Source organism: Brucella pseudogrignonensis (assembly GCF_032190615.1).
Lineage (GTDB): Bacteria > Pseudomonadota > Alphaproteobacteria > Rhizobiales > Rhizobiaceae > Brucella > Brucella pseudogrignonensis_B.
On sequence record NZ_JAVLAT010000001.1, the window covers coordinates 1,521,479 to 1,546,572 of the forward strand.

Consider the following 25,094-nt stretch of genomic DNA (forward strand, 5'->3'; position numbering starts at 1 on the left):
TGAATAGACTACAGCATCGGCCCAAAAATCGGAATCGATTTTTGGAAAGCACGATGCGTAATTTCAACAGCTTAGAGCGTCCTTTGTGCGCCCCGTTGGGCGCACGGCGCACTATACCGCTCAGGATTTCGAGCGGATTTAAACAAACAGGCAGTTAGCTGCTTCACTTGATCGCGATAAGGGCCGGTATTAACGGCCCTAAGAGAAGATCACTGCGAATTGCCCATGATGATATCGAGAAGCGTGGTTGAATCACGGTTCTGCTGCGGCTGCCCGCCAACATTTCCTGGAGGCAATGGTGCGCCATTGTCATTGACCGGATAATTGGCAGGTGTGCCGGGCTGCTGACCTTGCTGAACCGTATTACGGGCAGGGGAGTCGGGTGCTGGTGGCCAATAGCCATCATCGCCATTGCCAGCCAGTGGCTGTTCGCCATAGCCGCCTTGCGGAATCATACCCGGTTCATACGGATTGTTTGGATCGATGCCGTCGCTGCCGCCGGGGATGATGTTCTGAATGTCGTAATGGCCGGGAAGCTCGGCAACAGGCACGCCCTTGTGGGCTTCCTTCATAAAGGTTTTCCATGCGGCAACAGGCAATGTCGAGCCGAAGACGCGCTTCATACCCTTGCCGTCATCATTGCCGAACCAGACACCTGTGGTGAGATTGGCGGTGTAGCCAACAAACCATGCATCACGAAAATTCTGGCTGGTGCCGGTTTTGCCCGCGGCTGGCCAGCCGAAGGCGGCGCGTTTTGCCGTGCCGTCTTCCACTGTCCTGCGGAGCATCGCGTTCATCATGCCGACATTGCGTTCATCAATCACACGCGGGCCGATGCCATCCTGTCTTTGATAAAGAACTTTGCCGTCTGAATCGGTGATCCTTGTGATGAAATAGACCGGGGCCCGATAGCCGCCATTGGCGAATGGAACATAGGCATCAGTCAGTTCCAGAAGCGAGACTTCGGATGTGCCCAGTGCGAGCGAGGCATTGGGCTCCAGCTTCGACTGAACGCCGAGGCGATGGGCCGTGTCGATCACAGTCTGTGGGCCGACTTCCATCACGAGCTGTGCTGAAACGGAATTAAGCGAGTGGGACAATGCGGTCGCCAGCGTCACCTCACCCATATATTTGCCATTGTCGTTGCTTGGCGTCCATTTGCCAATCCGCACGGGCGCATCATTGCGTACAGAGTCCGGTGTGCGCCCCTGTTCCAGAGCCGTCAGATAAACGAAAGGCTTAAAAGATGATGCTGGCTGACGACGCGCATCGGTCACGCGATCAAACTGGCTGGCAGCATAATCATAACCACCAACCAATGCGCGTACTGCACCCGTACCATCGATCGAAACGAGCGCGCCCTGGCTCACATTCATCTTCTTGCCGTTTGCAGTAATTTGATCCTTGATCGCTTCTTCACCAGCACGCTGAAGGTTGAGATCGACAGTTGTTTCAACAGTGATGTCGGTTTTGGTCTCGCCGATGAGGGCCGGAATTTCGGCCACAACGCGGTCGGCAAAATAGTTTTCAGAACCCTGCCAGTAAGAGGCCGCACGTGCTGGTGGCTCGCTTTCCGCAATTGCCACCTGACGATCATCGATCATGCCTTCTTCACGCATGGCACCAAGCACAAGCTTGGCACGAGCGCTTGCTGCTTCCGGGTCGCGTGCGGGCGAGAGACGTGACGGTGCCTTGAGAAGACCGGCAAGGGTTGCCGCTTCCATCAGGTTCACATCCTTGGCCGACTTTCCGAAATAGCGGCGCGATGCGGCATCAACGCCGTAGGCACCCGACCCGAGATAAACGCGGTTGAGATACATCTCCAGTATCTGCTCTTTGGTGTATTTATGCTCAAGCCAGAGAGCGAGCATCACTTCCTGCACCTTGCGTTCCAGCGTACGGTCCGGTGAAAGGAACAGGTTCTTGGCAAGCTGCTGGGTCAGCGTTGATCCACCCTGCACGGCGCGGCCAGAGGTCACATTGGTCACAATTGCGCGCGCCAGACCAATTGGATCAATACCGAAATGTGACATGAAGCGGCGGTCTTCGATCGCCATGACGGCTTGCGGAATAAAAGGTGACATTTCATGCAGGCCCACTGCCTCACCGCCCGTTGTGCCACGATTGGCAATCAGATTGCCTCCGACATCAACGATACGCACATTTGGCGGACGATCGGGAATGCTCCAATCGGTCGTCGGTGGCATCTTGGCTGCGAAATAGACGAGCATACCGGCGAATGCGATCCCGCCCCAAAGGCCAAGCACCAGGCACCAGTAGAAGGCACGGCGAACGAAGCCAAAAAAGCCGCCGCGCTTTTTTGGCTTGCGGCGTGAACCACGCGGTTCGCGTTTCTCAGACTGCTTGCCGCTGCGCTGCGTTCTGGCCATGCGCTCCTCATCATCGACGCGAAACACGTCTTCTTCCTCTTCCTTTTTCGGCGCATTGCCGAAGGAAGGTTCGATACGTCCGTTTCTACCGTCTCGCGATGCCATATCTGCTTAAATCCACCCGCCTGCATATTTTTATGTTGTTTATCGCCTGAAGTGTAAATGCGGCAGTTTAAAGGGGAGTAAACTCAGCATTCACAAAAAAACAACGTTCCAACAGCGCAAAAAGAAAAGGCCCCGCAAATGCGAGGCCTTTCCAAAAAATGCTCTAATCAGATTAGAACTTGTATGCAACGCCGAGACGAATTTCGTTGGATTTGAACTTGTCACGAACAGTCGCGCTGTCGATTCCATCGCTGAATGTGAAGTCCTTACGACCGTAATCGGTGTAACGGTATTCGAGGCGAACAATTACGTTATCTGTTGCTGCATAATCAACGCCTGCACCAGCGGTCCAGCCGGTAAGGGTCTTGCTCTGCGAGCTGCTGAAGGCATCTGCATCGCCAGACGACGAAAGTGTATTCTTAACCTGACCGAAAGCTACACCACCAGCGATGTAAGGCAGGAAGCGATCAACTGCGTAACCAGCGCGGGCACGAACAGCACCCGACCAGCGCAGCTTGCTTTCGAGGCTGTCGGTTACAACGCCATCAGTTTCCGAGTAGCTGTCCTTGAGGTTGTTGTAGGTTACGTCACCGTCGATACCTAGAACAACGCTGTTGCCGAGATCGAAGTTGTAACCAGCATACAGACCACCGAGGAAGCCGTCTGGCTTGATGTTAATTGCACCAAATTCGCCGTCCTGGCTGAAACGCGACTTACCCCAGCCATAGCCAATCTGGCCACCGAGATATGCACCGTTCCATGTGAACGATGGTGCAACAACCACTGGAGCTGGTTCTTCGTAAACGATAGCATCAGCTGCCTGCGCGCCAGTTGCTGCAACAAGAGCTACGGTCGATGCGAGAAGAAGTGACTTGAGTTTCATAATAAACCTCATCAGGGGAAACGGGAAAATTCAATTCGTTGACCCTAATATAAGCGATCCCTCTTCAAAGTCTGTAGCAAGAAAGACACAGTCAGTTACTAGTCGCAAAAGTTGCGGTTTAGCGTGCGTTTACGCCAAAAAGCTGCTGCCTTTGGTTATCAAAGTATTAAATTTAGGACTTTAGCTGCCGAAAGTGAGGTTGCGAAAGCCATCTCGACGTTCGGTGGCGAGGTATTCTGATTGACGGAAATTACCCTATGTCTAGCGAACTGCACTGTTAGGCGATTTCGCCAGTAGATATTGATTGGGTTTTCACGACGTCATCATCGGCTTCAAACATGTGCGATGCGAGAATATCAATTTCATCGTTTCGCAGGAAGCAAAATACAGTTCGTAATTCTGTGTTAAGTTTCGAGATTTCTGAATCCAAGTGCTCCTTGTTTGGTGGTAAAGCATCTCGGGTAGGGCATTTCGGAAAAATAAAACCCACCCTAATATCACAATCTTACGGTGGGTGTTATTAGACTGGTCGAATAAGTTCGACTTAAAATTTGTATGCAACACCAAGGCGCAATTCATTCGTCTTGAATTCGTTTTTAAATTCGGTATTCGGGAGATAGAAACTATAATTTCCCTTGCCGTAGTCTGTATAGCGGTATTCCAGACGAAGAATGACGTTGTCGGTAGCTGCATAATCTATACCTGCGCCAGCAGTCCAACCTGTCAGGGTTTTGTTCTGGCCAGAATCGATTACAGAAGAACCAATTGCGTTTTTAATTTTTCCGAAAGCGACACCGCCAGCAATATACGGCATCAAACGATCAATCGCATAACCTGCGCGCGCACGAACGACTCCTGACAGGCGCATACGGCTTTCAAACGTTTCCGTGCCCTGCTTGGTTTCGGCGTTTAGATTATTATAGGTGACATCGCCGTCAATGCCGAGCACGACATTATTGCTCATGTCAAAATTGTAACCTGCATAAAGGCCACCAATAAAACCGCTTGGCTCAACTTTGTAGTAATTGTCCAGTGTAGATTTTGCCCAGCCATAGCCAACCTGGCCACCAATATATGCCCCGCCCCATGAAAATACCGGAGCGCTGATGACAGGAGCTGGCTCATGGTAGTTGATAGCATCAGCTGCATGGGCGCCCATTGCACCAACGAAAATGAAAGTCGATGCCAGAAAGATTGATTTAAGCTTCATGAAAAACCTCATCGGAGCAAAAAGAATAATCAAATACTGTTCTAGTTAGGCGTGTTTCTCGGGTTGTGTCTGTAGCAATAGGGTCACACTTAAGATTAAGTATTAAAAGTTGTATAAAAGACATTATTTTTTCTATTTTAAATTGTATTTCTGTATGGGTCATATCGCAATCCTGCGTCGCCCACCCAAACAGGATGTTCTTGCTGATGCGATTGCGATAAGCAGATGACCACGAAAACGGCGTTTGGAGCAAGAATGCGGGGCACGGACCGGACCTCAATGCGAATCGATTGGGTCGATATAGCCAAGGGGATCTGCATCATTTTTGTTGTCATGATGCATTCTACGCTGGGTGTGGAGAAGGCGGCGGATGCGCAAGGCTGGATGCATTATGTCGTCGCTTTTGCCAAGCCGTTTCGGATGCCGGACTTCTTTCTGATTTCCGGTCTGTTTTTGAGCCTCGTCATCGACCGGCCATGGCGGCGGTATCTCGACCGTAAGGTTGTGCATTTTCTCTATTTCTACATTCTCTGGCTGACGATCCAGTTTGCTTTCAAAGCACCGGGCATTGCCAGCGAGGCCGGAATTAGCGGTGTAATGGAAGCCTATCTCATGGCGTTTATTGAACCATTTGGCACGCTTTGGTTCATTTATATTTTGCCGGTTTTCTTTGTTGTGACGCGACTTTTGAAACGCGTGCCAGTCGGCGTGACTTTAGCTATGCTGGCAATTCTGGAAATCCTGCCTATCCATACGGGCTGGGTGATGATCGACGAATTCTGCGCGCGTTTCGTTTACTTCTTTGCAGGCTATGCCTTTGCGAAAGCGATTTTTCGCTTGGCAGACTGGTTGCGTCAACGCCCGCTTGTGGCGGTTGTTGGCCTTCTTATCTGGGGCTTTGTGGAATACAGGCTGGTCTTCATGCCCGTACCGGAAAGTCTTGCAACACTGATTACCCCTGCCGGTGATCTGCTGAATGGACGCGGGGCTGTGAGCGATCTGCCAATTATTGCGCTGGCTCTTGGTTTCGTGGGCGCATTGGCGATCATAGCGATTTCAGCGCTGATTAACCTCATGTCCGATAAAAACTGGCTGCATCGCGGTTTGAGCTGGCTGGGAGCCCATTCAATCGTCGTTTATCTGGCGTTCTTTTTGCCAATGGCGATTGCGCGAACTGTGCTGCTTAAAATTGACATCTTCGATGTCGGGACAGTTTCATTACTAACGACAGCAAGCGGCGTCATTGGGCCGGTTATTCTTTATGGGCTTATTCAATGGAGCGGCTATGGAAAATTCCTGTTTCGCCGTCCCGCATGGGCTTCTATCGAGCGCGAACCGGAAAAGAAAATGGCGGCTGACGCCGCCATTTAATAATTTACGCGTGAGCGAAAATATCCGTTTCAGGCCAGCCCATCAGATCAAGCTCTGAGCGGGTTGGCAGGAATTTGAAACAGGCTTCGGCTTGTTTGGTGCGGCCATCGCGCTCAAGGCGCTGTTCAAAAACTGCCTTCAAGCGATGCAGATAAAGAACGTCAGATGCCGCATATTCAAGCTGTGCCTGCGACAGAACCTCCGCCGCCCAATCCGATGATTGCTGCTGCTTGGAGATCGAAACCTCAAGTAACTCGCCGCAGATTTCCTTCAGACCGTGGCGATCCGTGTATGTGCGCGTCAGCTTGGATGCGATCTTGGTGCAGAACACCGGCTCCGGCATGGTGCCAAAGGCATGCGCCAAAACCGCAAGATCAAAGCGGCCAAAATGAAAGATTTTGGTTATCGCTTTGTCTTGCAAAAGCTTGACCAGATTAGGCGCTTCCTTCTGGCCAGCTTCAATCTGGATCACGTCTGCGGTGCCGTCGCCGGGCGAAATCTGCACCACGCAAAGCCGGTCGCGATGTGGGTTAAGGCCCAGCGTCTCGGTATCGATTGCAACCGAATCCACCTGATAATGCTCAAGGTTCGGCAGATCGTTTTTGTGAAAACGAATAGTCATTTAGTCTTCCTTACTTTGCGGCGATAGCCGCCATAATACGGGCCCAAGAGCGTTGACCTTTATGGAAAGACGTCAGCTCATATTTTTCATTGGGCGAATGAATGCGGTCGTCTTCAAGGCCGAAGCCAACAAGCAGCGATTCCATGCCAAGGAATTTGTCGAAATCACCGACAATCGGGATCGATCCGCCCATGGCGATCAGCACCGCTGGCTTTGGCCATTCATCTGAGAGTGCGTCTTTGGCTTTGGAAACCAGAGGTGAATCATAAGGCAGCTGAATGGCTGGCGAGCCACCATGCGGGTGGAACTCGACCGAACAATCGGCTGGCAGACGCTCTTCGACGAAAGCGCGGAAGGCTGCGCGGATTTTGACTGGATCCTGCTTATGCACGAGGCGGAATGAAACCTTAGCAGATGCTTCCGCTGCAATAACGGTCTTAAAGCCTTCGCCGGTGTAGCCGCCGATGATGCCGTTGACTTCGGCAGTCGGGCGCGCCCATGTCAGTTCGAGAACGCTGCGGCCTTTTTCGCCCGAAGGAACCGAGAGTCCAATCGGCCCAAGGAAGTTTTCAGCCGTGCGGCCAAGGCTTTCCCATGATTGCAAAATCTGTGACGGTGTTTCTTCCACACCTTCATAGAAACCCGGAACCGTAACGCGTCCGGTTTCATCATGAAGATCGGCAAGGATTTTGCTCAAAATATGGATCGGGTTGGCCGCGGCACCACCAAAGAAGCCCGAATGCAAATCGCGGTCAGCCGCCTTGATAACGATTTCTTCGCCAACCAGACCACGCAAACCGACGCTGATCGCTGGTGTTTCTTCATTCCACATGGCTGTGTCGCAAACCAGCGCCACATCAGCCTTTAGTTCCTGTTTATTGGCATCAAGGAATGGTTTGAGCGATGGTGAGCCGGATTCTTCTTCGCCTTCAAACAGCAAGGTTACTTTGACAGGCAGATTGCCGTTAACTGCCTTATAAGCGCGGCAGGCTTCAACAAAGGTCATCAGCTGACCCTTGTCGTCAGAGGTTCCGCGACCGGTCAGGATTTTGCGACCATTGCCAACGTCTTTGATAGCAGGTTCAAACGGATCGTTTTCCCACAGATTGAGCGGGTCAACCGGCTGCACATCATAATGGCCATAGAACAGGACATGCGGCGCATCAGCGGTGGCGCCGTCATGGTGGGCGACAACCATCGGATGGACCGGTGTGTCGCGCACGCTTGCGTCAAAACCAATGGACTTCAAATCCTCGACCAGCCATTCGGCAGCCTTACGGCAATCGGCTTTGTAAGCCGGATCGGTCGAAATCGACTTGATCCGTAAAAGATCGAACAGATGGTCGATACTCTTGTCGAGATTTGCGTCGAGATGATTGAGGACTTTATCGAGTGATTGCGCGGACATGGATATTTCCTGACGAGTCGTAATACTGCGCGCACAGTACAACTGCGAAGCTCAAGAAGAAACCCAGATTAGATCGCAAAACCGAGAGCAGAAAATGAATTGGCCGTCGTGGTGAGGGGGTTACCACAACGGCCATATCACTACACTCACAAACGACAGCCCGGAGAGGGGATTTAGGCTGTCGCTTACAACCGGTTTCCAACGGGGGACGGGTCAGAAAACCGGCGATCAACGTACTGTCGATGACCTAGAATTGGCCCTCCAACTGTGGCTATTCAAGGGCATTTTAGATTACAAATTCGTAACATAAACGTTATCGGATTGAGAGCTTAGCGTGAACAGGGGGTGAAAAAACTCACCTTTCAAGTGGACACTTGTTTCTCCTGACACAAGGCCGGTTTTCTTTATGCTTGGTTTCCTCTAATCCTAAGCCATGAAAAAAGGCGATCATCTCTTTCTCGTTGACGGCTCGGGTTATATTTTCCGCGCTTATCATGCCCTGCCACCGCTGACCCGTAAGTCGGATGGCTTGCCGGTGGGGGCCGTGTCTGGCTTCTGCAACATGCTGTGGAAGCTGTTGAAGGATGCGCGCAGTACCGATGTGGGTGTGGTGCCAACGCATTTTGCGGTCATTTTCGACTATTCGTCGCAGACTTTCCGCAAGGAAATCTACCCTGAATATAAGGCCAATCGTACCGCGCCGCCCGAAGACCTGATCCCGCAATTTGGCCTGATCCGTCAGGCAACCCGCGCTTTCAATCTGCCTTGCATCGAAAAAGAAGGCTTTGAGGCGGACGATCTGATCGCGACCTATGCCCGTATCGCGGCGGAAGCCGGCGGCGATGTCACCATCGTATCGTCTGACAAAGACCTGATGCAGCTCGTGACACCACAAGTGTCGATGTATGACGGTATGAAGGACAAACAGATTTCGATCCCGGAAGTGATCGAAAAATGGGGTGTACCGCCGGAAAAGATGATCGATCTGCAATCGCTGACCGGTGACAGCACCGATAATGTTCCGGGCATTCCCGGCATCGGCCCGAAGACCGCGGCGCAATTGCTGGAAGAGTTTGGCGATCTGGATACGCTGTTGGCACGCGCGTCCGAGATCAAACAGAACAAGCGCCGTGAAAACATCATCGCCTATGCCGATCAGACCAAGATCGCACGCGAACTCGTGACGCTGAAAGTCGATGTGCCGCTCGATGTTGATCTTGATGGTCTGGTGCTTGAACCGCAGAATGGTCCGAAACTCATAGGCTTCCTGAAAGCGCTGGATTTCACAACGCTGACGCGCCGCGTGGCGGAAGCAACCGACACGGATGCGTCGGCAGTTGAGCCTTGCCACATCGAAACCGAATGGGGAGCAGACGCGCACGGCCCGGACGTTGATGTGCCTGCAAAGCCAGAGGCTGCGACATCGTCGGAAACCGCAGCTTCGCCCTCCGCCGATACTGCGGAAGCAAGCGGCTACACGCCGAAAGCGCTTGCCGCAAAGCGTGCATCGGATGCTTTGGCGCAAAAAATCGACACGACGGCCTATACCTGCATTCGCGACATTGAAACGCTGAATAATTGGCTCGCGGAAGCTGTTGAGACGGGTCTGGTTGCTTTTGATACGGAAACCAATTCGCTTGATCCGATGCAGGCAGAGCTGATCGGCTTCTCGCTGGCGCTTGCGCCCGGTAAAGCCGCCTATATCCCGCTCCAGCATAAATCCGGTGCAGGTGATCTGCTCGGCGGCGGTATGGTTGAAGGTCAGATACCGCTCGATAAGGCGCTGGCGGCGTTGAAGAGCGTTCTTGAAGACGCATCCGTTCTCAAGATCGCGCAGAATATGAAATATGACTGGCTGGTCATGCGTCGTCATGGCATCAACACCGTCTCCTTTGATGATACGATGTTACTGTCCTATGTATTGGATGCCGGCATCGGCGGTCATGGCATGGACCCATTGTCCGAACGCTGGCTGGGACACACGCCCATCGCCTATAAAGAAGTGACTGGCAGCGGCAAAGGCGCCGTCACCTTCGATATGGTCGATCTTGATCGTGCAACGGCCTATGCCGCTGAAGACGCTGATGTGACATTGCGTCTCTGGCAGGTGCTGAAACCGCGTCTGGCGGCAGAAGGGCTCGCGTCGGTGTATGAGCGTCTTGAACGCCCGCTGGTTGATGTGCTTGCCCGCATGGAAGAACGCGGCGTCTCGGTTGATCGTCAGGTGCTCTCCCGCCTGTCGGGCGACCTTGCCCAGTCTGCGGCACGTTTCGAAGATGAAATTTACGAACTGGCTGGTGAAAAATTCAATATCGGTTCGCCCAAGCAGCTTGGCGATATTCTCTTTGGTAAAATGGGGCTTCCCGGCGCATCCAAGACCAAGACCGGCCAATGGTCGACCTCCGCGCAAGTGCTGGAAGATCTGGCTGCCGAAGGCTTGCCTCTGCCCCGCAAAATCGTTGATTGGCGTCAGCTGACCAAGCTCAAGTCCACCTATACCGATGCGCTGCCGGGTTATATTCATCCGCAGACGAAGCGCGTACACACATCTTACGCCATGGCTTCCACCTCAACCGGGCGCTTGTCTTCGTCTGAGCCGAATTTGCAGAACATTCCGGTGCGCACGAGCGAAGGCCGCAAGATTAGAACGGCTTTCATTGCAGAACCGGGCAACAAGTTGATCTCTGCCGATTATAGCCAGATCGAATTGCGTGTGCTGGCGCATGTCGCCGATATTCCGCAGCTGAAACAGGCTTTTGCCGATGGCATCGATATTCATGCCATGACGGCTTCTGAAATGTTTGGCGTACCTGTTGAAGGCATGCCGTCAGAGGTACGCCGCCGCGCCAAAGCGATCAACTTCGGTATCATTTACGGCATATCGGCTTTTGGTCTTGCCAATCAGCTGTCCATCCCGCGTGAAGAAGCAGGGCAATATATCCGTACCTATTTTGAGCGGTTTCCGGGCATCAAGGACTATATGGAAGCGACCAAGGCTTTTGCGCGCGAACATGGCTATGTCGAAACCATCTTCGGTCGTCGCGCGCATTATCCCGACATCAAAGCATCCAATCCGCAGGTTCGCGCCTTTAACGAACGTGCGGCAATCAATGCACCAATTCAGGGCTCCGCAGCTGATGTCATTCGCCGCGCCATGATCCGTATGGAGAAGGCGCTGGCAGATGAGAAGCTCGCCGCCCGTATGTTGTTGCAGGTGCATGACGAATTGATCTTTGAAGTGCCTGAAAACGAGGTCGAAAAGACGATCCCTGTTGTCCGTCATGTGATGGAAAATGCAGCCATGCCAGCCGTGTCGCTTTCCGTGCCATTACAGGTCGACGCGCGTGCAGCGCATAACTGGGATGAGGCGCATTGAGGGCTTAAGCGGTTGACGTTTTAAGCCCGAGCCTATAGGTAGACGCTAATTATGGTGCTTCGGTAGTCGTCAGGAGAGTTGTGAACAAAAAGCTTCACAACCGATGGGTATGCGGCTTGTGAAGCTTTTTTGAAAGTCACTCATGTCCCTACCTGACACAATCGCTCCGGCACTTTCCGGAGCATTAGCCGCTCGCGGTTACAATACACTCACCGCTGTTCAGAATGCCGTTTTGGCTCCTGAAACACTTCATGGCGATTTGCTTGTTTCTGCGCAGACAGGCTCCGGCAAGACTGTTGCTTTTGGCCTTTCCATGGCATCGACCATTCTTGGCGACGAACTGCGTTTTGATCGTGCGCAAAATCCATTTGCGATGATTATCGCACCAACGCGCGAACTTGCTTTGCAGGTTCGCCGTGAACTTGAATGGCTTTATGCCGATACGGGCGCGGTGATTGCTTCTTGCGTTGGTGGTATGGATATTCGTTCCGAGCGCCGTGTGCTTGAACGTGGATCGCATATCGTTGTTGGCACGCCGGGTCGTCTGCGCGATCATATTTCGCGCCGTGCGCTTGATATGTCGGAACTGCGCGTTGTCGTGCTCGATGAAGCTGACGAAATGCTCGATATGGGTTTTCGCGAGGACCTCGAATTCATTCTTGGTGAAGCACCGGAAGATCGCCGCACATTGATGTTCTCGGCAACCGTGCCAAAGCCGATTGCACAGCTTGCAAAGCGTTTCCAAAAAGACGCGCTGCGCATTACTGCTGCTGGCGAAGCTGGTCAGCATGCCGATATTGATTATTTTGCTATGCCGGTTCCGCCACAGGAACGCGATCATGCAATCATCAACACCCTGCTTTATTACGATGCGCAGAACTCGATCATTTTCTGCTCGACGCGTGAAGCTGTAAAGCACATGGCAAGCCGCCTGTCGAACCGCGGTTTTGCAGTTGTGGCGCTGTCGGGTGAATTGAGCCAGGCCGAGCGTAACAATGCGCTTCAGTCGATGCGCGATGGACGTGCCCGCGTTTGCGTTGCGACCGACGTTGCTGCACGCGGTATCGATCTGCCAAATCTTGATCTGGTTATCCATGCCGATCTGCCGAACAATCCTGAAACCATGCTGCACCGTTCGGGCCGTACAGGTCGTGCGGGCCGCAAGGGCACTTGCGTTCTGGTCGTTCCGTTCTCGCGCCGTCGTAGTGCCGAGCGTCTTCTGAGCCTTGCAAAGCTTGATGCGCAGACTGTTCCTGCTCCGGGTATTGCTGCCGTTCAGGCCAAGAACAATGAACGTATTCTCAATGGTGAAGCTTTCAGCCAGCCGATTGATGAAGAACATCAGGATCTGTTGAAGGCGCTGACCGAGCGTTATACGCCGGAACAGATCGCGAGCGCTTTCCTCAATCGCGAACTCTCAGCATTGCCTGCTGCGGAAGATATTTCTGACGCGCCTGTTCATCCGATTTCCAGCAAGAAGCCGCGTGAGCGTTCAGAGCGTGGTGATCGCCCGGAACGGGGCGAACGTCGTGACCGTGGCGAGCCGGGTGAGCGTTTCGACCGTAATTCTTCATTTGATGGCGTATGGTTCTCGGTTTCTGCCGGTCGTAAGCACCGCGCCGATCCAAAATGGCTTCTGCCGCTCATCTGCAAGGCAGGTGACGTATCGAAGCGTGACGTCGGTTCGATCAAGATTTTCGATAATGAAACGCGTTTCGAAATCACCGCAGCCAAGGCTGATGAATTCCGTCGTTCGGTTGAAGAACGCGGGACCGGCGAAAAGGGTCTGGTGATCCGCACTGCAGTTGCAGGCGCTGGTGGCGATGCTGCTCCGCGTGAAGGCAAGCGCGATTTCAAGCCACGCGGCGACAAGCCAAGAAGCGATTTCCGTGATGGCAATCGTGACAACGCTAAGGGCAGCTGGTCGAAGCCGAAAGGCGACTTCAAGAAAGATGGTTTCAAGAAGGACGGCAAGAAATTCGGTGATGGGGGCTTCAGCAAGAAGCGTCGCGGCGAATAAGATAATCCCATAAAAAGAAAAGCCCGGTATGAAACCGGGCTTTTCTTTTAGATATGATACTTCCCGAAGAGCAGAGGCGCGCTTCGGGAAGTATATTTTAAACGTCCAGATTGGCGACGCTCAGGGCGTTTTCCTGAATAAATTCGCGGCGCGGTTCAACTTCATCGCCCATCAGGCGCGAGAACAGCGAATCTGCATCGGTCGCATCATTGACCTTGACCTGCAGCAACGAACGCACATTCGGATCAAGCGTTGTTTCCCAAAGCTGTTCGGCATTCATTTCGCCCAAGCCTTTATAACGCTGTAGCGTCAGGCCCTTGCGACCTGTCGCAAAAATCGCGTCAAGCAGCGCCATTGGACCGGAAAGCGTATCGCTCTTGTCCTTGCGGCGCAGCACAGGCGGCTCTGCAAAGACTTCGGCAATGCGCGAGGCAACGCGGTCGATCTGTCTGGCATCGGCAGAACCAAGCAGCGCCATATCGAGAATGGCAACATCTTTCACACCGCGAACCATGCGCTCGAAACGATAGCCGCCGTCGTCTGTCACGTGTGCAGTCCAGCCGCGCTCGGTTTCTTCCGAAATCATGTCGAGACGCTTGGCAACCGTTGCAGCGGATGCCTGCGCCGTCGCATCATTCGCGGTGGAACCAGGGTTAAGCAGTCCAGCAATTGCCGCCTGCTCAACAATACGGCGATCATAACGTGTATGTAGGCCACCCAAAAGCTGACGCAGCGTGCGGGCATCCTCAACGACAGACCGAAGATCCGGTCCGGCGCGCACTTCTCCGCTTGCCATTTCAAGAGCCGCTTCTTCAAGGCCGGTTTCGATGAGAAAGTCTTCGAATGCAGCTTCGTTCTTGATATATTGTGATGACTTGCCGCGAGACACCTTATAGAGGGGTGGCTGTGCAATATAAATATGACCGCGCTCGATCAGTTCCGGCATCTGGCGGAAGAAGAAGGTCAACAGCAATGTGCGAATATGCGCACCGTCGACGTCAGCATCCGTCATGATGATGATCTTGTGATAGCGCAGCTTGTCAGGATTGAAGCCGTGCGATTCATCCTTGCCGATCGACGTGCCGAGCGCTGTGATCAGTGTACCGACCTGATCGGACGAGATCATACGGTCAAAACGAACGCGCTCCACATTGAGAATCTTACCGCGCAGCGGCAGAATGGCCTGGTTTTGGCGCGAACGACCGCTCTTGGCGGAGCCACCAGCAGAGTCACCCTCGACGATGAAGATTTCTGATTTCGCCGGATCGCGTTCCTGACAGTCCGCCAGCTTGCCGGGAAGCGACGTCACGCTCAGATTGCTCTTGCGGGTGATGTCGCGTGCCTTGCGCGCTGCTTCACGCGCGGCAGCAGCCTGAATGACCTTTTCAACAATGGTCTTGCCGCCTGCCGGATGTTCTTCCAGCCATGTCGAAAGCGCTTCATTGACGAGACTTTCAACAACTGGACGCACTTCCGAAGAAACCAGCTTGTCTTTCGTCTGCGACGAGAACTTTGGATCAGGAACCTTGACTGAAAGAACAGCCGTCAGACCTTCACGGCAATCATCGCCAGTGAGACTGACTTTTTCCTTCTTGGTCATGCCCGATGCATCGGCATAGCCTGTTACCTGACGCGTCAGCGCGCCACGGAAACCGGCCAGATGCGTACCGCCATCGCGCTGCGGAATGTTGTTGGTGAAGCACAGCACCTTTTCGTGGTAGGAATCATTCCACCACATAGCGACTTCAACGGTCATGCCGTCTTTTTCGCTCTTGATATAGATCGGTGTTTCCAGAAGCGACTTCTTGCTCTGATCGATATATTTTACGAATTCGACAACACCGCCATCATAATGCAGTTCATGCTCTTTGATGTCGGCATGGCGGCGATCGCTCAGCTTGATGCGCACACCGGAATTGAGAAACGCCAGTTCGCGCAGGCGACGCTCCAGCGTGTCGTAATCGAATTCCACCATGGAGAAGGTTTCAGGCGAAGGCAGGAAGCTGACTTCCGTGCCGGTATCGCTGCCTGCATCACCAACCACCGCAAGCGGAGCATCGGCCACGCCATGCGTGAAGGTCATTTCGTGTATTTTGCCAGCCCGACGCACTTTAAGCCTGAGCCAGATCGACAGTGCGTTCACAACAGAAACGCCCACACCATGCAGACCACCGGAAACCTTATAGGAATTCTGGTCGAACTTACCGCCGGCGTGCAGCTGGGTCATGATGACTTCAGCAGCCGAAACGCCTTCTTCCTTATGGATATCGGTCGGAATGCCGCGACCATTATCGGTCACGGTGCAGGAGCCGTCGGCATTGAGCGTCACAGTGACAAGTGTCGCATGGCCCGCCAGCGCTTCGTCAATTGCGTTGTCGACGACTTCATAAACCATGTGATGCAGGCCAGAGCCGTCATCCGTATCGCCGATATACATGCCCGGACGCTTGCGAACTGCGTCGAGGCCTTTCAGAACACGAATGGAATCCGCACCATATTCGGCAGGGGCTTCAGAATTCATCTCTGGAGTCTCGGTCATGAAAATCTTTCGCAAATGTGCCGCGAATGCAGCCTTAAATCCTGCTGCTTATCCAGCATAAAAACTCATGTCGAATCACTCGACAAACATGGCTTTAATATAGGCGTTAACGGTGATTTTTCCAAATTTTAAGGCCAAAATTGCCGGGGATTGCGCTCAATTCGCTTCAGATGATGATAGGCGATTATTGGTACTCTTTGGAACTGCCACAATTGGCGCTTATATTGGTTTCCAGCAGGGGCGTTCTCGATAACGAGGAGCACTTTATGGACATTACAACGGCAATAAATGAAGCCGCGCAACCATTCATCCCACCGGCACCGCGTCCGCGCGAAAAGCCGGTTGGACGCTTCGAGATGATGCGGGTGGTTTATAAAAATCCGCTCGAATTGTGGGGCGAGCCTTCGTACAATGAGCCATGGGTTTCCGTAAGTTGGCTTGGCATCAAAACCATCATTGCCAATGATCCCGGTCTCATCCGTCATGTGCTGGTCGATAATGCCGCAAACTACCCGATGTCCGCCATTCGCCAGCGGGTTTTGCGCCCCCTTTTGCGCGATGGATTGCTGACCGCTGAGGGCCAAGTCTGGAAGCGGTCGCGCAAGGCCATGGCACCCGTGTTCACGCCGCGCCATATCGGTGGCTTTGCGAGCGCCATGCGAAACCGGTCGCTGCAGTTTGTCGAGCGATACAAGACCAATGGTCTCATCACCGATGTCGCCCACGACATGACGCTGCTCACCTATGATATTCTCGCGGAAACGCTGTTCTCTGGTGAGATCGCCGGTGATCCCAATGATTTTGCGCGCCAGATCGACAAGCTTTTTGAAACCATGGGCCGCGTCGATCCATTTGATCTTCTTGGCTTGCCGGACTGGCTGCCACGCTTTACGCGCCTTCGCGGTAACCAGTCGCTCGGCTTCTTCCGAGAACTGGTATCTGATACCATTGCCTTGCGAAAGTCGCGAATGGAGAGAGGCGAAGACGTCCCCAATGATTTTCTGACCTTGCTTTTGCGCGCCGAAGGGCCCGACGGTTTGAGCCGCGGCGAGATCGAAGATAACATCATCACCTTTATCGGTGCGGGGCATGAGACAACAGCCCGTGCGCTGGGCTGGACACTCTATCTGTTGGCCAAAGCACCACAGGAGCGCGAACGGGTTGAGGCCGAGATCGATGCGTTCTTTGCGGGAGGCGGACATGACCTGCCGCCGCAGGAATGGTTGGCAAAACTGCCTTTCACGCGTGCCGCTTTTGAGGAAGCGATGCGGCTTTATCCGCCGGCACCGTCAATCAATCGCGAGGCGGCCACGGATGACACCTATGGCGATCTGAAAATCGCGAAGGGGACGGCTGTTCTGGTCATGCCTTGGGTGATTCATCGTCACAGGCTTTATTGGGATCAGCCGGATGCTTTCATGCCGGAACGCTTCTGGCCCGAAAATCGCGACAAGCTCGACCGCTTTCAATATCTGCCCTTTGGTGCTGGTCCGCGTGTCTGCATTGGTGCGAGTTTCGCGCTTCAGGAAGCGGTGATTGCGCTTGCAACCTTGCTTGATGGCCGTCGCTTTGACGTGTTGGAAACCACAAAGCCATGGCCAGTGCAGAAACTCACCACCCAGCCGCAGGGCGGCCTGCCGATGAAAGTTACGAAACGCTAATCGATTGCTGCACCAATGGCGATCCGGGCAAGACGTGGATATTCGGGGTCGGCCAGATTGCTGATGGTTTCAAGCTCGATAGGGCTGTACCATGCAAGCTCAGAATGTTCATCGCAGACATTGCGCGGTTCACCAACCGCTCCAAGCTGTGACTTGAAAAATATGGCAGATGGAATCGCCATAGAGATCAGGTTTTTTCTCATCAATTGCGCCGATCTCACGGAACTTGATCGGGCGAATGCCGAGTTCTTCGCCCATCTCCCGAACCAGCGCCTCTTCCAGTGTTTCACTGGGTTCGACATGGCCACCGGGCGTGTCCCAATGATTCGGCCACGCTTTTTTCCATGGCGAGCGAAGTCCCATCAGGACTTTTTTGTCAGCATTCACCAGCAATGCGCCGACCGTGACAACTTTCTTCTTCTTCGCCATGTTGATCCTTCAACAGCTTTATCTGCTAAGACGTTCCGCATGCCATTTGAGATGATCATCCATGAAGGATGAGATGAAGAAATAGGAATGGTCATAGCCTTCGCGCATGTTGAGCGTGAGCGGGATTCCAGCCTTGCGGCAAGCCTCATCCAGCAGCCAGGGACACAGGCCTTCCTCAAGGAACACATCGGCTTCGCCTTGATCAACCAGAAATTCTGAAAAGCGTGCACCATCCTCAATCAGCAGCGTCGCGTCATAGGCACGCCATGCGCGCTCTTCAGAACCGAGATATTTTTCCAGCGCAGGCTTTGACCAGTCGGCTGTAGAGGGCTGCACAATCGGTGCGAAAGCCGATGCCGATTTGAAACGATCAGGGTTTTTAAGCGCGATGGTCAATGCACCATGTCCACCCATGGAGTGGCCAGTGATGGCCTGACGCGACATATCAAGTGGAAACTCAACCGCCACCAGATCGGTCAGTTCCTTGGTGATGTAGCTATACATCTGATAGTTTTTGGCGAAGGGCTCCTGCGTCGCATCGAGATAGAAGCCGGCACCTTTGCCGAATTTCCAGTTTTGCGGCTCGTCTGGCACGTCATCACCACGGGGGCTGGTGTCAGGACAAATAACGGCAATTCCCAATTCTGCGGCGATTTGCCGATATTCGCCCTTGTCCATTACATTCTGATGCGTGCAGGTCAGGCCGGAAAGATACCACAGCACAGGCACCGGACCATCCTTCGCCTGCGGTGGCAGGAATACGGCGAATGTCATTTCGCATTGAGTGATCTCGCTCTTATGGCGATAGACGCCCTGCGTTCCACCAAAGCATTTTGCGGTCGAAATCGTTTCCATGAGAGTTCCTGCTGTTTATCCGCTGCCGAGTGCGACCACGACATTCACTGTTGCCGCAACAAGGACCGTATTGAAAAAGAATGACACAACGCTGTGCAGAAGCGTTACTTTGCGCATTGCGGTGGTCGTAACATTGGTGTCGGACGTCTGTGCCGTCATGCCGATGACGAACGCATAATAGGTAAAATCCCATCCTGAAGGCGCTGGGGTTTCAGGAAAAGCAAAGCCGCCAGAATGTTTGCTCACATGAGCGGTATCTTTTCCCGCAGGTTCGGTTGGCTGCCAGTACAGATGGGCATAATGAATGGCAGTCATCATATGGATGGTGAACCAGCCGAGCGGAACAGATGTGAGGGTCACAACCAGTGAAAACAGATCAGCTGCTGGCTTCTGATTGATCAGAACGAACAGCGAGACAATTGCAACGACAACCGTGGCAAAGGTCACCAGAAAAATGATCCATATCGGTTCATCTGCAGTCGCCGCATGTTTCTTGAGATATGCTGCGCTCAGTCTTGGCATGGCCGTCAGAGCAAGCGCCAGATACAGCGCGAAAAAACAATTGGCTCCAATGACCGGGGCAAGTGGGCTTTTAAGAAGCCAGGCGATGATGAAAGCTGTTACGCCGCCAATCGCTGCGAGATAAAACGACATATGACGACGCAGCAAAAACATCACGCGGCGCTTTCTTGCGGTTCTAACCGCATATCGACATGCGGAATGCCATCTTCGAGATATTCGTCCGAAATCGCAACAAAGCCGAACGAGCCATAGAATTTCTGCAAGTGGCTCTGTCCGCCAAGTTCGATGGCAATGCCCGGAAAGCGGTTTTGAGCAAAGGCGACCGCCTCTTTCATGAGACGCTGACCAAGCTTGTAACCACGATAATCGGCTGCCACGACAACACGGCCGATCTTCACCGGCTTACCATCCTGTTCTGGTGACAGAACCCGCAAACTTGCCGCGAGTTCCGCACCATCGAGAAGGCGCAGATGAAATGCGTCATAATCCTTGCCGTCGATTTCGGGGTAAGGGCAATTCTGCTCCACCACGAAAACATCCACGCGCAGCTTCAGCATCGCATAAAGCGCGCGTGGGGTGAGATTATCGAGTTCATCCCAATGGGAGATGAAAAGCTTTTCGCTCATCAGTAGACAATCACCGAGCGGATCGATTTGCCTTCATGCATCAGATCGAAAGCGGTGTTGATTTCATCCAGCGGCATGGTGTGGGTGATCAGGCTGTCGATGTCGATCTTGCCTTCCATGTACCAGTCGACGATCTTCGGCACGTCGGTACGACCGCGCGCGCCGCCAAAAGCTGTGCCTTTCCAGACGCGTCCCGTGACGAGCTGGAATGGACGTGTGGCTATTTCCTTGCCTGCTTCAGCAACCCCGATGATGATCGATTCACCCCAGCCACGATGGCAGCATTCCAGCGCCTGACGCATCACATCGGTGTTGCCGGTGGCATCAAAGGAATAATCCGCACCGCCATCGGTCAGATCCTGAATGGCCTGCACAACCTTGTCATTGCCGATTTCGCGCGGGTTGATGAAGTCGGTCATGCCGAACTTCTTTGCCATTTCCACCTTGGATGGATTGATGTCGACGCCGATGATCTTGTCCGCGCCAACCATGCGTGCGCCCTGAATGACATTAAGACCAATGCCGCCCAGACCAAACACCACGACATTGGAGCCCGGACGAACCTTAGCCGTATAAATAACCGCGCCAATGCCGGTGGTCACGCCGCAGCCGATATAGCAGATCTTGTCGAAAGGCGCGTCTTCGCGGACCTTGGCGACAGCGATTTCTGGCAGAACGGTGAAGTTCGAGAAGGTCGAGCAGCCCATATAATGGAACACTTCGCCGCCATCGCACGAAAAGCGCGAGGTTTTGTCAGGCATCAGACCCTGACCCTGCGTAGCGCGGATCGAGGTGCAGAGGTTTGAACGCTGTGACAGGCAGGTTTTGCACTGGCGACATTCCGGCGTGTAAAGCGGGATCACATGATCGCCCGGCTTCACGGAAGTCACGCCTGCGCCCACTTCACGCACAATGCCTGCACCTTCATGGCCGAGAATGGCCGGGAATTTGCCTTCTGAATCAAGGCCGGAAAGCGTGTAGGCATCGGTGTGGCAAACGCCGGTCGCCATGATTTCGACCAGCACTTCACCGGCGCGTGGACCGCCGATTTCAACGGTTTCGATGGTGAGCGGCTTTTTTGCCTCCCAGGCAACGGCTGCGCGTGACTTCATGACGATATTCCCTTCAATTTCAGTGTTCGTTTATGCGCCTATTTCAGATAGGTGCGCAAAATCCGCATGATTTCGTCGATCTCTGCATCGGGATCTGCCACAGCATCGCGCGCTATCGTCTCACGAGCTTGGCCGAATGTCTCGCGAAAATGGCTTTCCAGCACTTCCGCCATCAATCCATTGGCAGCCCCGCGCAACGCCGCAATCTGCTGCAAGAGTGCAGCACATTCCGTGCCTGCTTCCACCGCGCGCTCCAGCGCCTCGGCCTGGCCTTTGATGCGGCGCAGGCGCGTCAAAGCGCGCTTTTTGTCTTCCGGTGAATGCGGCATGGAATCTCCCGATTTTCACGAAGCCTATATACTATAGGGGAGTATGTCAATTGCTCCGGAAATGCCTTTTGCGAGAATGGTTTTCTCCGCAATTGGCGTGGCCCGAATCTTAAGCCTCAAGCTTGAGATGCAGCAGCGGATAGGGGCGTCCCTGATCATCCGTTTCCGAGCGACCTGTCTCAACAAAGCCCACATGGCGATAAAAGCCCACGCCTTGCGTGTTCTGCTCATTCACGTCGACGGTCAGAGTGCCCCGCTTTTTCGCGTGCGCAATCATATGTTTGCCAATACCCTTGCCGCGCTGATCAGGCGAAATGAACAGGCTGTCGATATTGTTATCGGTCATGCCCATGAAGCCAACCGGCTTACCGTCATCCTCAATGACATCGACTTCTACATTCGGCAGATATTGCTCACCGACCAGCTTTTCGAGCTCGATGAAATCTTCGCGGCTTAGAAAGTCATGCGTTGCCAGCACGCTTGCGCGCCAGATGGCAGTGAGGGCGGGGGCATCCGCCGGTTTAGATTTTCGGATATGGATCATCATCGTTCCTTGTGGGATAAGCACCAAAGCAACGCCTTTATAATACGGAATTTCATTTGACGAGTCTGCCCGATCTTCCCGTTACCCGCATTCTGCCGCAGCTTGATACCGCCTTTGCCTCCCACGCAAGTGCAGTTCTGGTTGCCCCTCCCGGCGCGGGGAAGACGACGCTGGTGCCACTGCATTTTCTGGATGCTGGCTGGCGCGGCGACGGCATGATTGTGCTGCTCGAACCACGTCGTCTCGCCGCCCGCGCTGCCGCGCGCCGCATGGCGCAGTTGCTCGGCGAAGAGCCAGGCGAAACAATCGGCTATCGTATGCGCCTTGAAAGCAAGGTCTCGGCCAAGACCAAAATCCTCGTCGTCACTGAAGGCGTTTTCGCGCGGATGATCCTTGATGATCCTGATCTCAAGGGCATCGCCGCTGTTCTGTTCGATGAGTTTCATGAGCGCAGCCTCGATGCCGATTTTGGTCTGGCGCTGGCGCTCGATGTGCAGGCCGCTCTGCGTGACGACCTCAAGATACTCGTCATGTCGGCAACACTGGATGGTGCGCGGGTGGCCTCACTTTTGGGCGATGCGCCCATTATCGAAAGCGAAGGCCGGACTTTTCCCGTCGATATTCGCCACCGCGAGCGCAAGCCTGACGAACGCATCGAAGATGCTATGGTGAAAGCCATTCGCGAAGCGCTGGCGGATGAAACCGGCAGCATCCTTGCCTTTCTTCCCGGTCAGGGCGAGATTGAACGAACGGCTGGAATTCTGGAAAAGTTTCTGCCTGCCAATATCATTCTGGCCCCACTTTATGGCGCGATGGAAGGCCGTGATCAGGACGCGGCAATCAAGCCAGCGCCCGCAGGTCATCGCAAGGTTGTGCTGGCAACATCGATTGCCGAGACTTCCATCACGATCGATGGCGTTCGGGTTGTGATTGATAGCGGCCTTGCCCGCCTGCCAAAATACGAACCCGCCACCGGCCTGACCCGCCTTGAAACCGTGCGTACTTCGCGTGCAAGTGCTGATCAGCGCGCTGGTCGTGCCGGTCGTACCGAGCCGGGCATCGCCATCCGTCTCTGGCATCCGGGACAAACGGCCTCGCTGCCCGCTTTCTCGCCGCCTGAAATTCTGGAAGCTGACCTCTCCGGCCTCGTGCTCGATGCGGCTGCATGGGGCGTGACTGATCCGGCAACATTGTCTTTGCTCGACACGCCACCATTGCCCGCGCTCAAAGAAGCCAAGGCATTGCTTAGCCGGCTTGGTGCACTTGATGAGGCTGGACGCCTGACCGCAGATGGTGAGGCGATGCGCTCACTGGCCCTGCCTGCACGCTTGGCGCATATGGTGGCGGAAGCGGGCAAACGCGGCGAGGCTTTGCGGGCGGCAGAGCTTGCCGTTCTTCTAACCGAGCGCGGTCTTGGCGGTAATGAAACCGACCTCGACACGCGCATGTCGCGGTTTCGCAATGATCGTTCTGATCGTGCGCAACGCGCCAAAGGGCTGGCGAAACGTCTGGCTGCTAATGTGCTGAGCAAAGGTGAAGCTGCCGGTTCCAGTGTTGGCCGAATGTTGATTGATGCCTATCCAGACCGCATCGCGAAGGCGCGCGGCCAAACCGGGCAATTCCTGTTGGCCAATGGCCGTGGCGGTGAGGTCGATCCGGCTATCAGCCTGAGCCGTGCGCAATGGCTGGTGGTGGCCGATATGTCGGGCAAAGCTGGCCGCGCCCGCGTGCTCTCTGCGGCTGAAGTCTCTGAAACCGAAATCCGTGCCGCACTTGGTACGAAGATAGAAAGCGGAAGACAGGTTGTCTACGACGCGGAAAAGAACGCACTGCGCGCCCGCGAGGCCGTGCGCATCGGTGCAATCGCTTTGTCGGAAAAGCCGCTTGCCGCCCCTTCCGGTGTGAGCGCCGATGAAGGCGTGATCGCTGCGGTGCGCGAACATGGACTGCAAATCCTGCCATGGGGCAAAGAGGCTGAAATCCTGCGCCGTCGTCTTGGCTGGCTTTATCGTGGCCTCGGTGATCCGTGGCCGTCTATGGATGATGACAATCTCATTGAGCGTCTTGATGAGTGGCTTTTGCCATTTCTTACGGGTGAAGCGCAGCTTAACCGTATCCCGGCCCATGCGCTTAAAAATGGCCTGATGAGCCTTGTGCCTTTTGATATGCAGCGAAGCGTTGATAAACTGGCGCCAACACATTTTACCGTTCCGACCGGCTCGAATATTCCGATCCGCTATGATGCTGAGGAACCAGTCCTCGCGGTGCGTGTGCAGGAGCTATTCGGCCTTGGTATCCATCCGGCCATTGCCAATGGCAAGGTTCCGCTTTTGCTGGAACTGCTTTCGCCTGCCCACCGCCCGATCCAGATCACGCGTGATCTGCCGGGCTTCTGGCAAGGTTCATGGGCTGATGTGCGCACCGATATGCGTGGGCGTTATCCGCGTCATGTCTGGCCGGAAGATCCCGCGAATGCGCAAGCTACCAGCCGCGCCAAGCCACGCGGAACCTGACGCCGATCAGGAATGCAGAACGACATGGACTTCGTCCTGATCGTGGATGTTGAGATTGTCGCGGATGTGCTTGTCCGAGATCAGCTCAATGCAGTCGTGCATATGCGATCCGATGCGCCGGAAAATCCATACATTCATAGAGCGGGAATGTGCGTGAAGCGTCGCACGCCATGCCTGTCCAATGCCGCGGCGCGGCTTGAAAAGCTTACGGCGGAGGCTGTTGTTCAGAATTTCATGCTGCGGGATGACGATACTCGGCGGTACGAGGCCGCGATCCAGCGCTTTTAGCTGCTTGCGACGGCTTTGCAGAATGGATGGATATTGCATGATCTGCACATTCAGAGAACCCGATGCAAAGCGAACTGGCCAATCTTTGGGTGAATTATCCAGTTGCTGTTTTCCTGGAATCACGAGCTCGGAATGTTTTCCAAGCCCGGACGATATCTTCCCCCTGAAGACAATCATGCTGCGCCCTCCATCCTTTTGCAGATCGTCCCGTTATAAATCTTTCATAAAATTGACACAATTGCTTATCGTTGAAATTCAAATAAATGTGAATAATTATAATAAGATCGTGTA

At 54.0% G+C, this 25,094-nt stretch carries 20 protein-coding genes; 5 read left to right on the forward strand and 15 right to left on the reverse strand.

Features of this window, described 5'->3' with window-relative positions; translation table 11 throughout:
• Window positions 1-209: 209 nt before the first annotated feature.
• The 3 genes from RI570_RS07360 to RI570_RS07370 form a co-directional block, all read right to left on the reverse strand.
• Window positions 210-2,495 (reverse strand): transglycosylase domain-containing protein, encoded by a 2,286-nt coding sequence (locus tag RI570_RS07360; RefSeq protein ID WP_313827761.1) that lies wholly within the window; start codon window positions 2,493-2,495, stop codon window positions 210-212.
• 172 nt (window positions 2,496-2,667) lie between these two features.
• Window positions 2,668-3,378 (reverse strand): porin family protein, encoded by a 711-nt coding sequence (locus RI570_RS07365; RefSeq protein WP_313827762.1) that lies wholly within the window; start codon window positions 3,376-3,378, stop codon window positions 2,668-2,670.
• 544 nt (window positions 3,379-3,922) lie between these two features.
• Window positions 3,923-4,588 (reverse strand): porin family protein, encoded by a 666-nt coding sequence (locus tag RI570_RS07370; RefSeq protein ID WP_313827763.1) that lies wholly within the window; start codon window positions 4,586-4,588, stop codon window positions 3,923-3,925.
• A gap of 279 nt (window positions 4,589-4,867) precedes the next feature.
• On the opposite strand from RI570_RS07370, the gene RI570_RS07375 reads away from it, so the two are divergent.
• Complete coding sequence (locus tag RI570_RS07375) at window positions 4,868-5,959, forward strand: acyltransferase family protein (RefSeq protein WP_313827764.1); 1,092 nt, start codon at window positions 4,868-4,870, stop codon at window positions 5,957-5,959.
• A 4-nt stretch (window positions 5,960-5,963) separates the two neighbouring features.
• Here the strand turns inward: RI570_RS07375 and RI570_RS07380 are convergent, their stop codons facing one another.
• Window positions 5,964-6,581, reverse strand: coding sequence for a ribonuclease D (locus tag RI570_RS07380; RefSeq protein WP_313827765.1), 618 nt, complete (start codon window positions 6,579-6,581; stop codon window positions 5,964-5,966).
• 10 nt (window positions 6,582-6,591) lie between these two features.
• Entirely contained in the window at window positions 6,592-7,989 is a 1,398-nt protein-coding gene (locus RI570_RS07385; RefSeq protein WP_313827766.1) for a dipeptidase, read from the reverse strand.
• A gap of 433 nt (window positions 7,990-8,422) precedes the next feature.
• Here RI570_RS07385 and polA point away from each other — a divergent pair, with 433 nt between their 5' ends.
• Entirely contained in the window at window positions 8,423-11,365 is a 2,943-nt protein-coding gene (gene polA, locus RI570_RS07390; protein ID WP_313827767.1) for a DNA polymerase I, read from the forward strand.
• 142 nt (window positions 11,366-11,507) lie between these two features.
• Complete coding sequence (locus tag RI570_RS07395; protein WP_313827768.1) at window positions 11,508-13,385, forward strand: DEAD/DEAH box helicase; 1,878 nt, start codon at window positions 11,508-11,510, stop codon at window positions 13,383-13,385.
• Between the two features lie 97 nt (window positions 13,386-13,482).
• Here RI570_RS07395 and gyrB read toward each other — a convergent pair whose 3' ends face one another.
• Window positions 13,483-15,924, reverse strand: a complete 2,442-nt coding sequence (gene gyrB, locus RI570_RS07400) for a DNA topoisomerase (ATP-hydrolyzing) subunit B (protein WP_313827769.1) — start codon at window positions 15,922-15,924, stop codon at window positions 13,483-13,485.
• A gap of 266 nt (window positions 15,925-16,190) precedes the next feature.
• Here gyrB and RI570_RS07405 point away from each other — a divergent pair, with 266 nt between their 5' ends.
• Window positions 16,191-17,585, forward strand: a complete 1,395-nt coding sequence (locus RI570_RS07405) for a cytochrome P450 (RefSeq protein ID WP_313827771.1) — start codon at window positions 16,191-16,193, stop codon at window positions 17,583-17,585.
• On the opposite strand, the gene RI570_RS07410 is transcribed toward RI570_RS07405, so the two are convergent.
• From RI570_RS07410 to RI570_RS07445, 8 genes are all read right to left on the reverse strand, one after another.
• Window positions 17,582-17,767 carry a hypothetical protein gene (locus tag RI570_RS07410; protein WP_313828641.1) on the reverse strand — a complete coding sequence of 62 codons (186 nt, stop codon included), beginning with the start codon at window positions 17,765-17,767 and terminating at the stop codon, window positions 17,582-17,584. The two genes, RI570_RS07405 and RI570_RS07410, sit on opposite strands and share 4 nt — an antisense overlap.
• A complete protein-coding gene (locus tag RI570_RS07415) occupies window positions 17,715-18,014 on the reverse strand; it encodes an NUDIX hydrolase (RefSeq protein WP_313827772.1) in 300 nt (99 codons plus the stop codon). The genes RI570_RS07410 and RI570_RS07415 overlap by 53 nt, the downstream gene beginning before the upstream one ends.
• A gap of 18 nt (window positions 18,015-18,032) precedes the next feature.
• The gene (gene fghA, locus RI570_RS07420; protein ID WP_313827773.1) at window positions 18,033-18,869 is read right to left on the reverse strand and encodes an S-formylglutathione hydrolase; all 837 of its coding nucleotides are present in this window, start codon (window positions 18,867-18,869) and stop codon (window positions 18,033-18,035) included.
• Window positions 18,870-18,884: 15 nt separating this feature from the next.
• Entirely contained in the window at window positions 18,885-19,544 is a 660-nt protein-coding gene (locus RI570_RS07425) for a DUF1345 domain-containing protein (protein ID WP_313828587.1), read from the reverse strand.
• Window positions 19,544-20,017 (reverse strand): GNAT family N-acetyltransferase, encoded by a 474-nt coding sequence (locus RI570_RS07430; protein WP_313827774.1) that lies wholly within the window; start codon window positions 20,015-20,017, stop codon window positions 19,544-19,546. Before RI570_RS07430 ends, RI570_RS07425 begins: the two co-directional genes overlap by 1 nt.
• A complete protein-coding gene (locus RI570_RS07435) occupies window positions 20,017-21,129 on the reverse strand; it encodes an S-(hydroxymethyl)glutathione dehydrogenase/class III alcohol dehydrogenase (RefSeq protein ID WP_313827776.1) in 1,113 nt (370 codons plus the stop codon). Before RI570_RS07435 ends, RI570_RS07430 begins: the two co-directional genes overlap by 1 nt.
• A gap of 38 nt (window positions 21,130-21,167) precedes the next feature.
• Entirely contained in the window at window positions 21,168-21,458 is a 291-nt protein-coding gene (locus RI570_RS07440) for a metal/formaldehyde-sensitive transcriptional repressor (RefSeq protein WP_132226856.1), read from the reverse strand.
• A gap of 109 nt (window positions 21,459-21,567) precedes the next feature.
• Window positions 21,568-22,026: an acetyltransferase gene (locus RI570_RS07445; RefSeq protein WP_409558627.1), complete on the reverse strand. Its 459-nt coding sequence runs from the start codon at window positions 22,024-22,026 to the stop codon at window positions 21,568-21,570.
• A gap of 32 nt (window positions 22,027-22,058) precedes the next feature.
• Between RI570_RS07445 and hrpB the strand changes: the two genes are divergently transcribed.
• Window positions 22,059-24,515, forward strand: coding sequence for an ATP-dependent helicase HrpB (gene hrpB, locus RI570_RS07450; RefSeq protein WP_313827777.1), 2,457 nt, complete (start codon window positions 22,059-22,061; stop codon window positions 24,513-24,515).
• Between the two features lie 6 nt (window positions 24,516-24,521).
• Here hrpB and RI570_RS07455 read toward each other — a convergent pair whose 3' ends face one another.
• Entirely contained in the window at window positions 24,522-24,980 is a 459-nt protein-coding gene (locus tag RI570_RS07455) for a DUF120 domain-containing protein (protein WP_313827778.1), read from the reverse strand.
• Between the last annotated feature and the right edge of the window lie 114 nt (window positions 24,981-25,094).

Coding starts and splice junctions, on each gene's coding strand:
- RI570_RS07360 (WP_313827761.1), bottom strand. CDS start 2,495: ATGGCATCGCGAGACGGTAGAAACGGACGTATCGAACCTTCCTTCGGC.
- RI570_RS07365 (WP_313827762.1), bottom strand. CDS start 3,378: ATGAAACTCAAGTCACTTCTTCTCGCATCGACCGTAGCTCTTGTTGCA.
- RI570_RS07370 (WP_313827763.1), bottom strand. CDS start 4,588: ATGAAGCTTAAATCAATCTTTCTGGCATCGACTTTCATTTTCGTTGGT.
- RI570_RS07375 (WP_313827764.1), top strand. CDS start 4,868: ATGCGAATCGATTGGGTCGATATAGCCAAGGGGATCTGCATCATTTTT.
- RI570_RS07380 (WP_313827765.1), bottom strand. CDS start 6,581: ATGACTATTCGTTTTCACAAAAACGATCTGCCGAACCTTGAGCATTAT.
- RI570_RS07385 (WP_313827766.1), bottom strand. CDS start 7,989: ATGTCCGCGCAATCACTCGATAAAGTCCTCAATCATCTCGACGCAAAT.
- polA (WP_313827767.1), top strand. CDS start 8,423: ATGAAAAAAGGCGATCATCTCTTTCTCGTTGACGGCTCGGGTTATATT.
- RI570_RS07395 (WP_313827768.1), top strand. CDS start 11,508: ATGTCCCTACCTGACACAATCGCTCCGGCACTTTCCGGAGCATTAGCC.
- gyrB (WP_313827769.1), bottom strand. CDS start 15,924: ATGACCGAGACTCCAGAGATGAATTCTGAAGCCCCTGCCGAATATGGT.
- RI570_RS07405 (WP_313827771.1), top strand. CDS start 16,191: ATGGACATTACAACGGCAATAAATGAAGCCGCGCAACCATTCATCCCA.
- RI570_RS07410 (WP_313828641.1), bottom strand. CDS start 17,767: ATGGCGATTCCATCTGCCATATTTTTCAAGTCACAGCTTGGAGCGGTT.
- RI570_RS07415 (WP_313827772.1), bottom strand. CDS start 18,014: ATGGCGAAGAAGAAGAAAGTTGTCACGGTCGGCGCATTGCTGGTGAAT.
- fghA (WP_313827773.1), bottom strand. CDS start 18,869: ATGGAAACGATTTCGACCGCAAAATGCTTTGGTGGAACGCAGGGCGTC.
- RI570_RS07425 (WP_313828587.1), bottom strand. CDS start 19,544: ATGTTTTTGCTGCGTCGTCATATGTCGTTTTATCTCGCAGCGATTGGC.
- RI570_RS07430 (WP_313827774.1), bottom strand. CDS start 20,017: ATGAGCGAAAAGCTTTTCATCTCCCATTGGGATGAACTCGATAATCTC.
- RI570_RS07435 (WP_313827776.1), bottom strand. CDS start 21,129: ATGAAGTCACGCGCAGCCGTTGCCTGGGAGGCAAAAAAGCCGCTCACC.
- RI570_RS07440 (WP_132226856.1), bottom strand. CDS start 21,458: ATGCCGCATTCACCGGAAGACAAAAAGCGCGCTTTGACGCGCCTGCGC.
- RI570_RS07455 (WP_313827778.1), bottom strand. CDS start 24,980: ATGATTGTCTTCAGGGGGAAGATATCGTCCGGGCTTGGAAAACATTCC.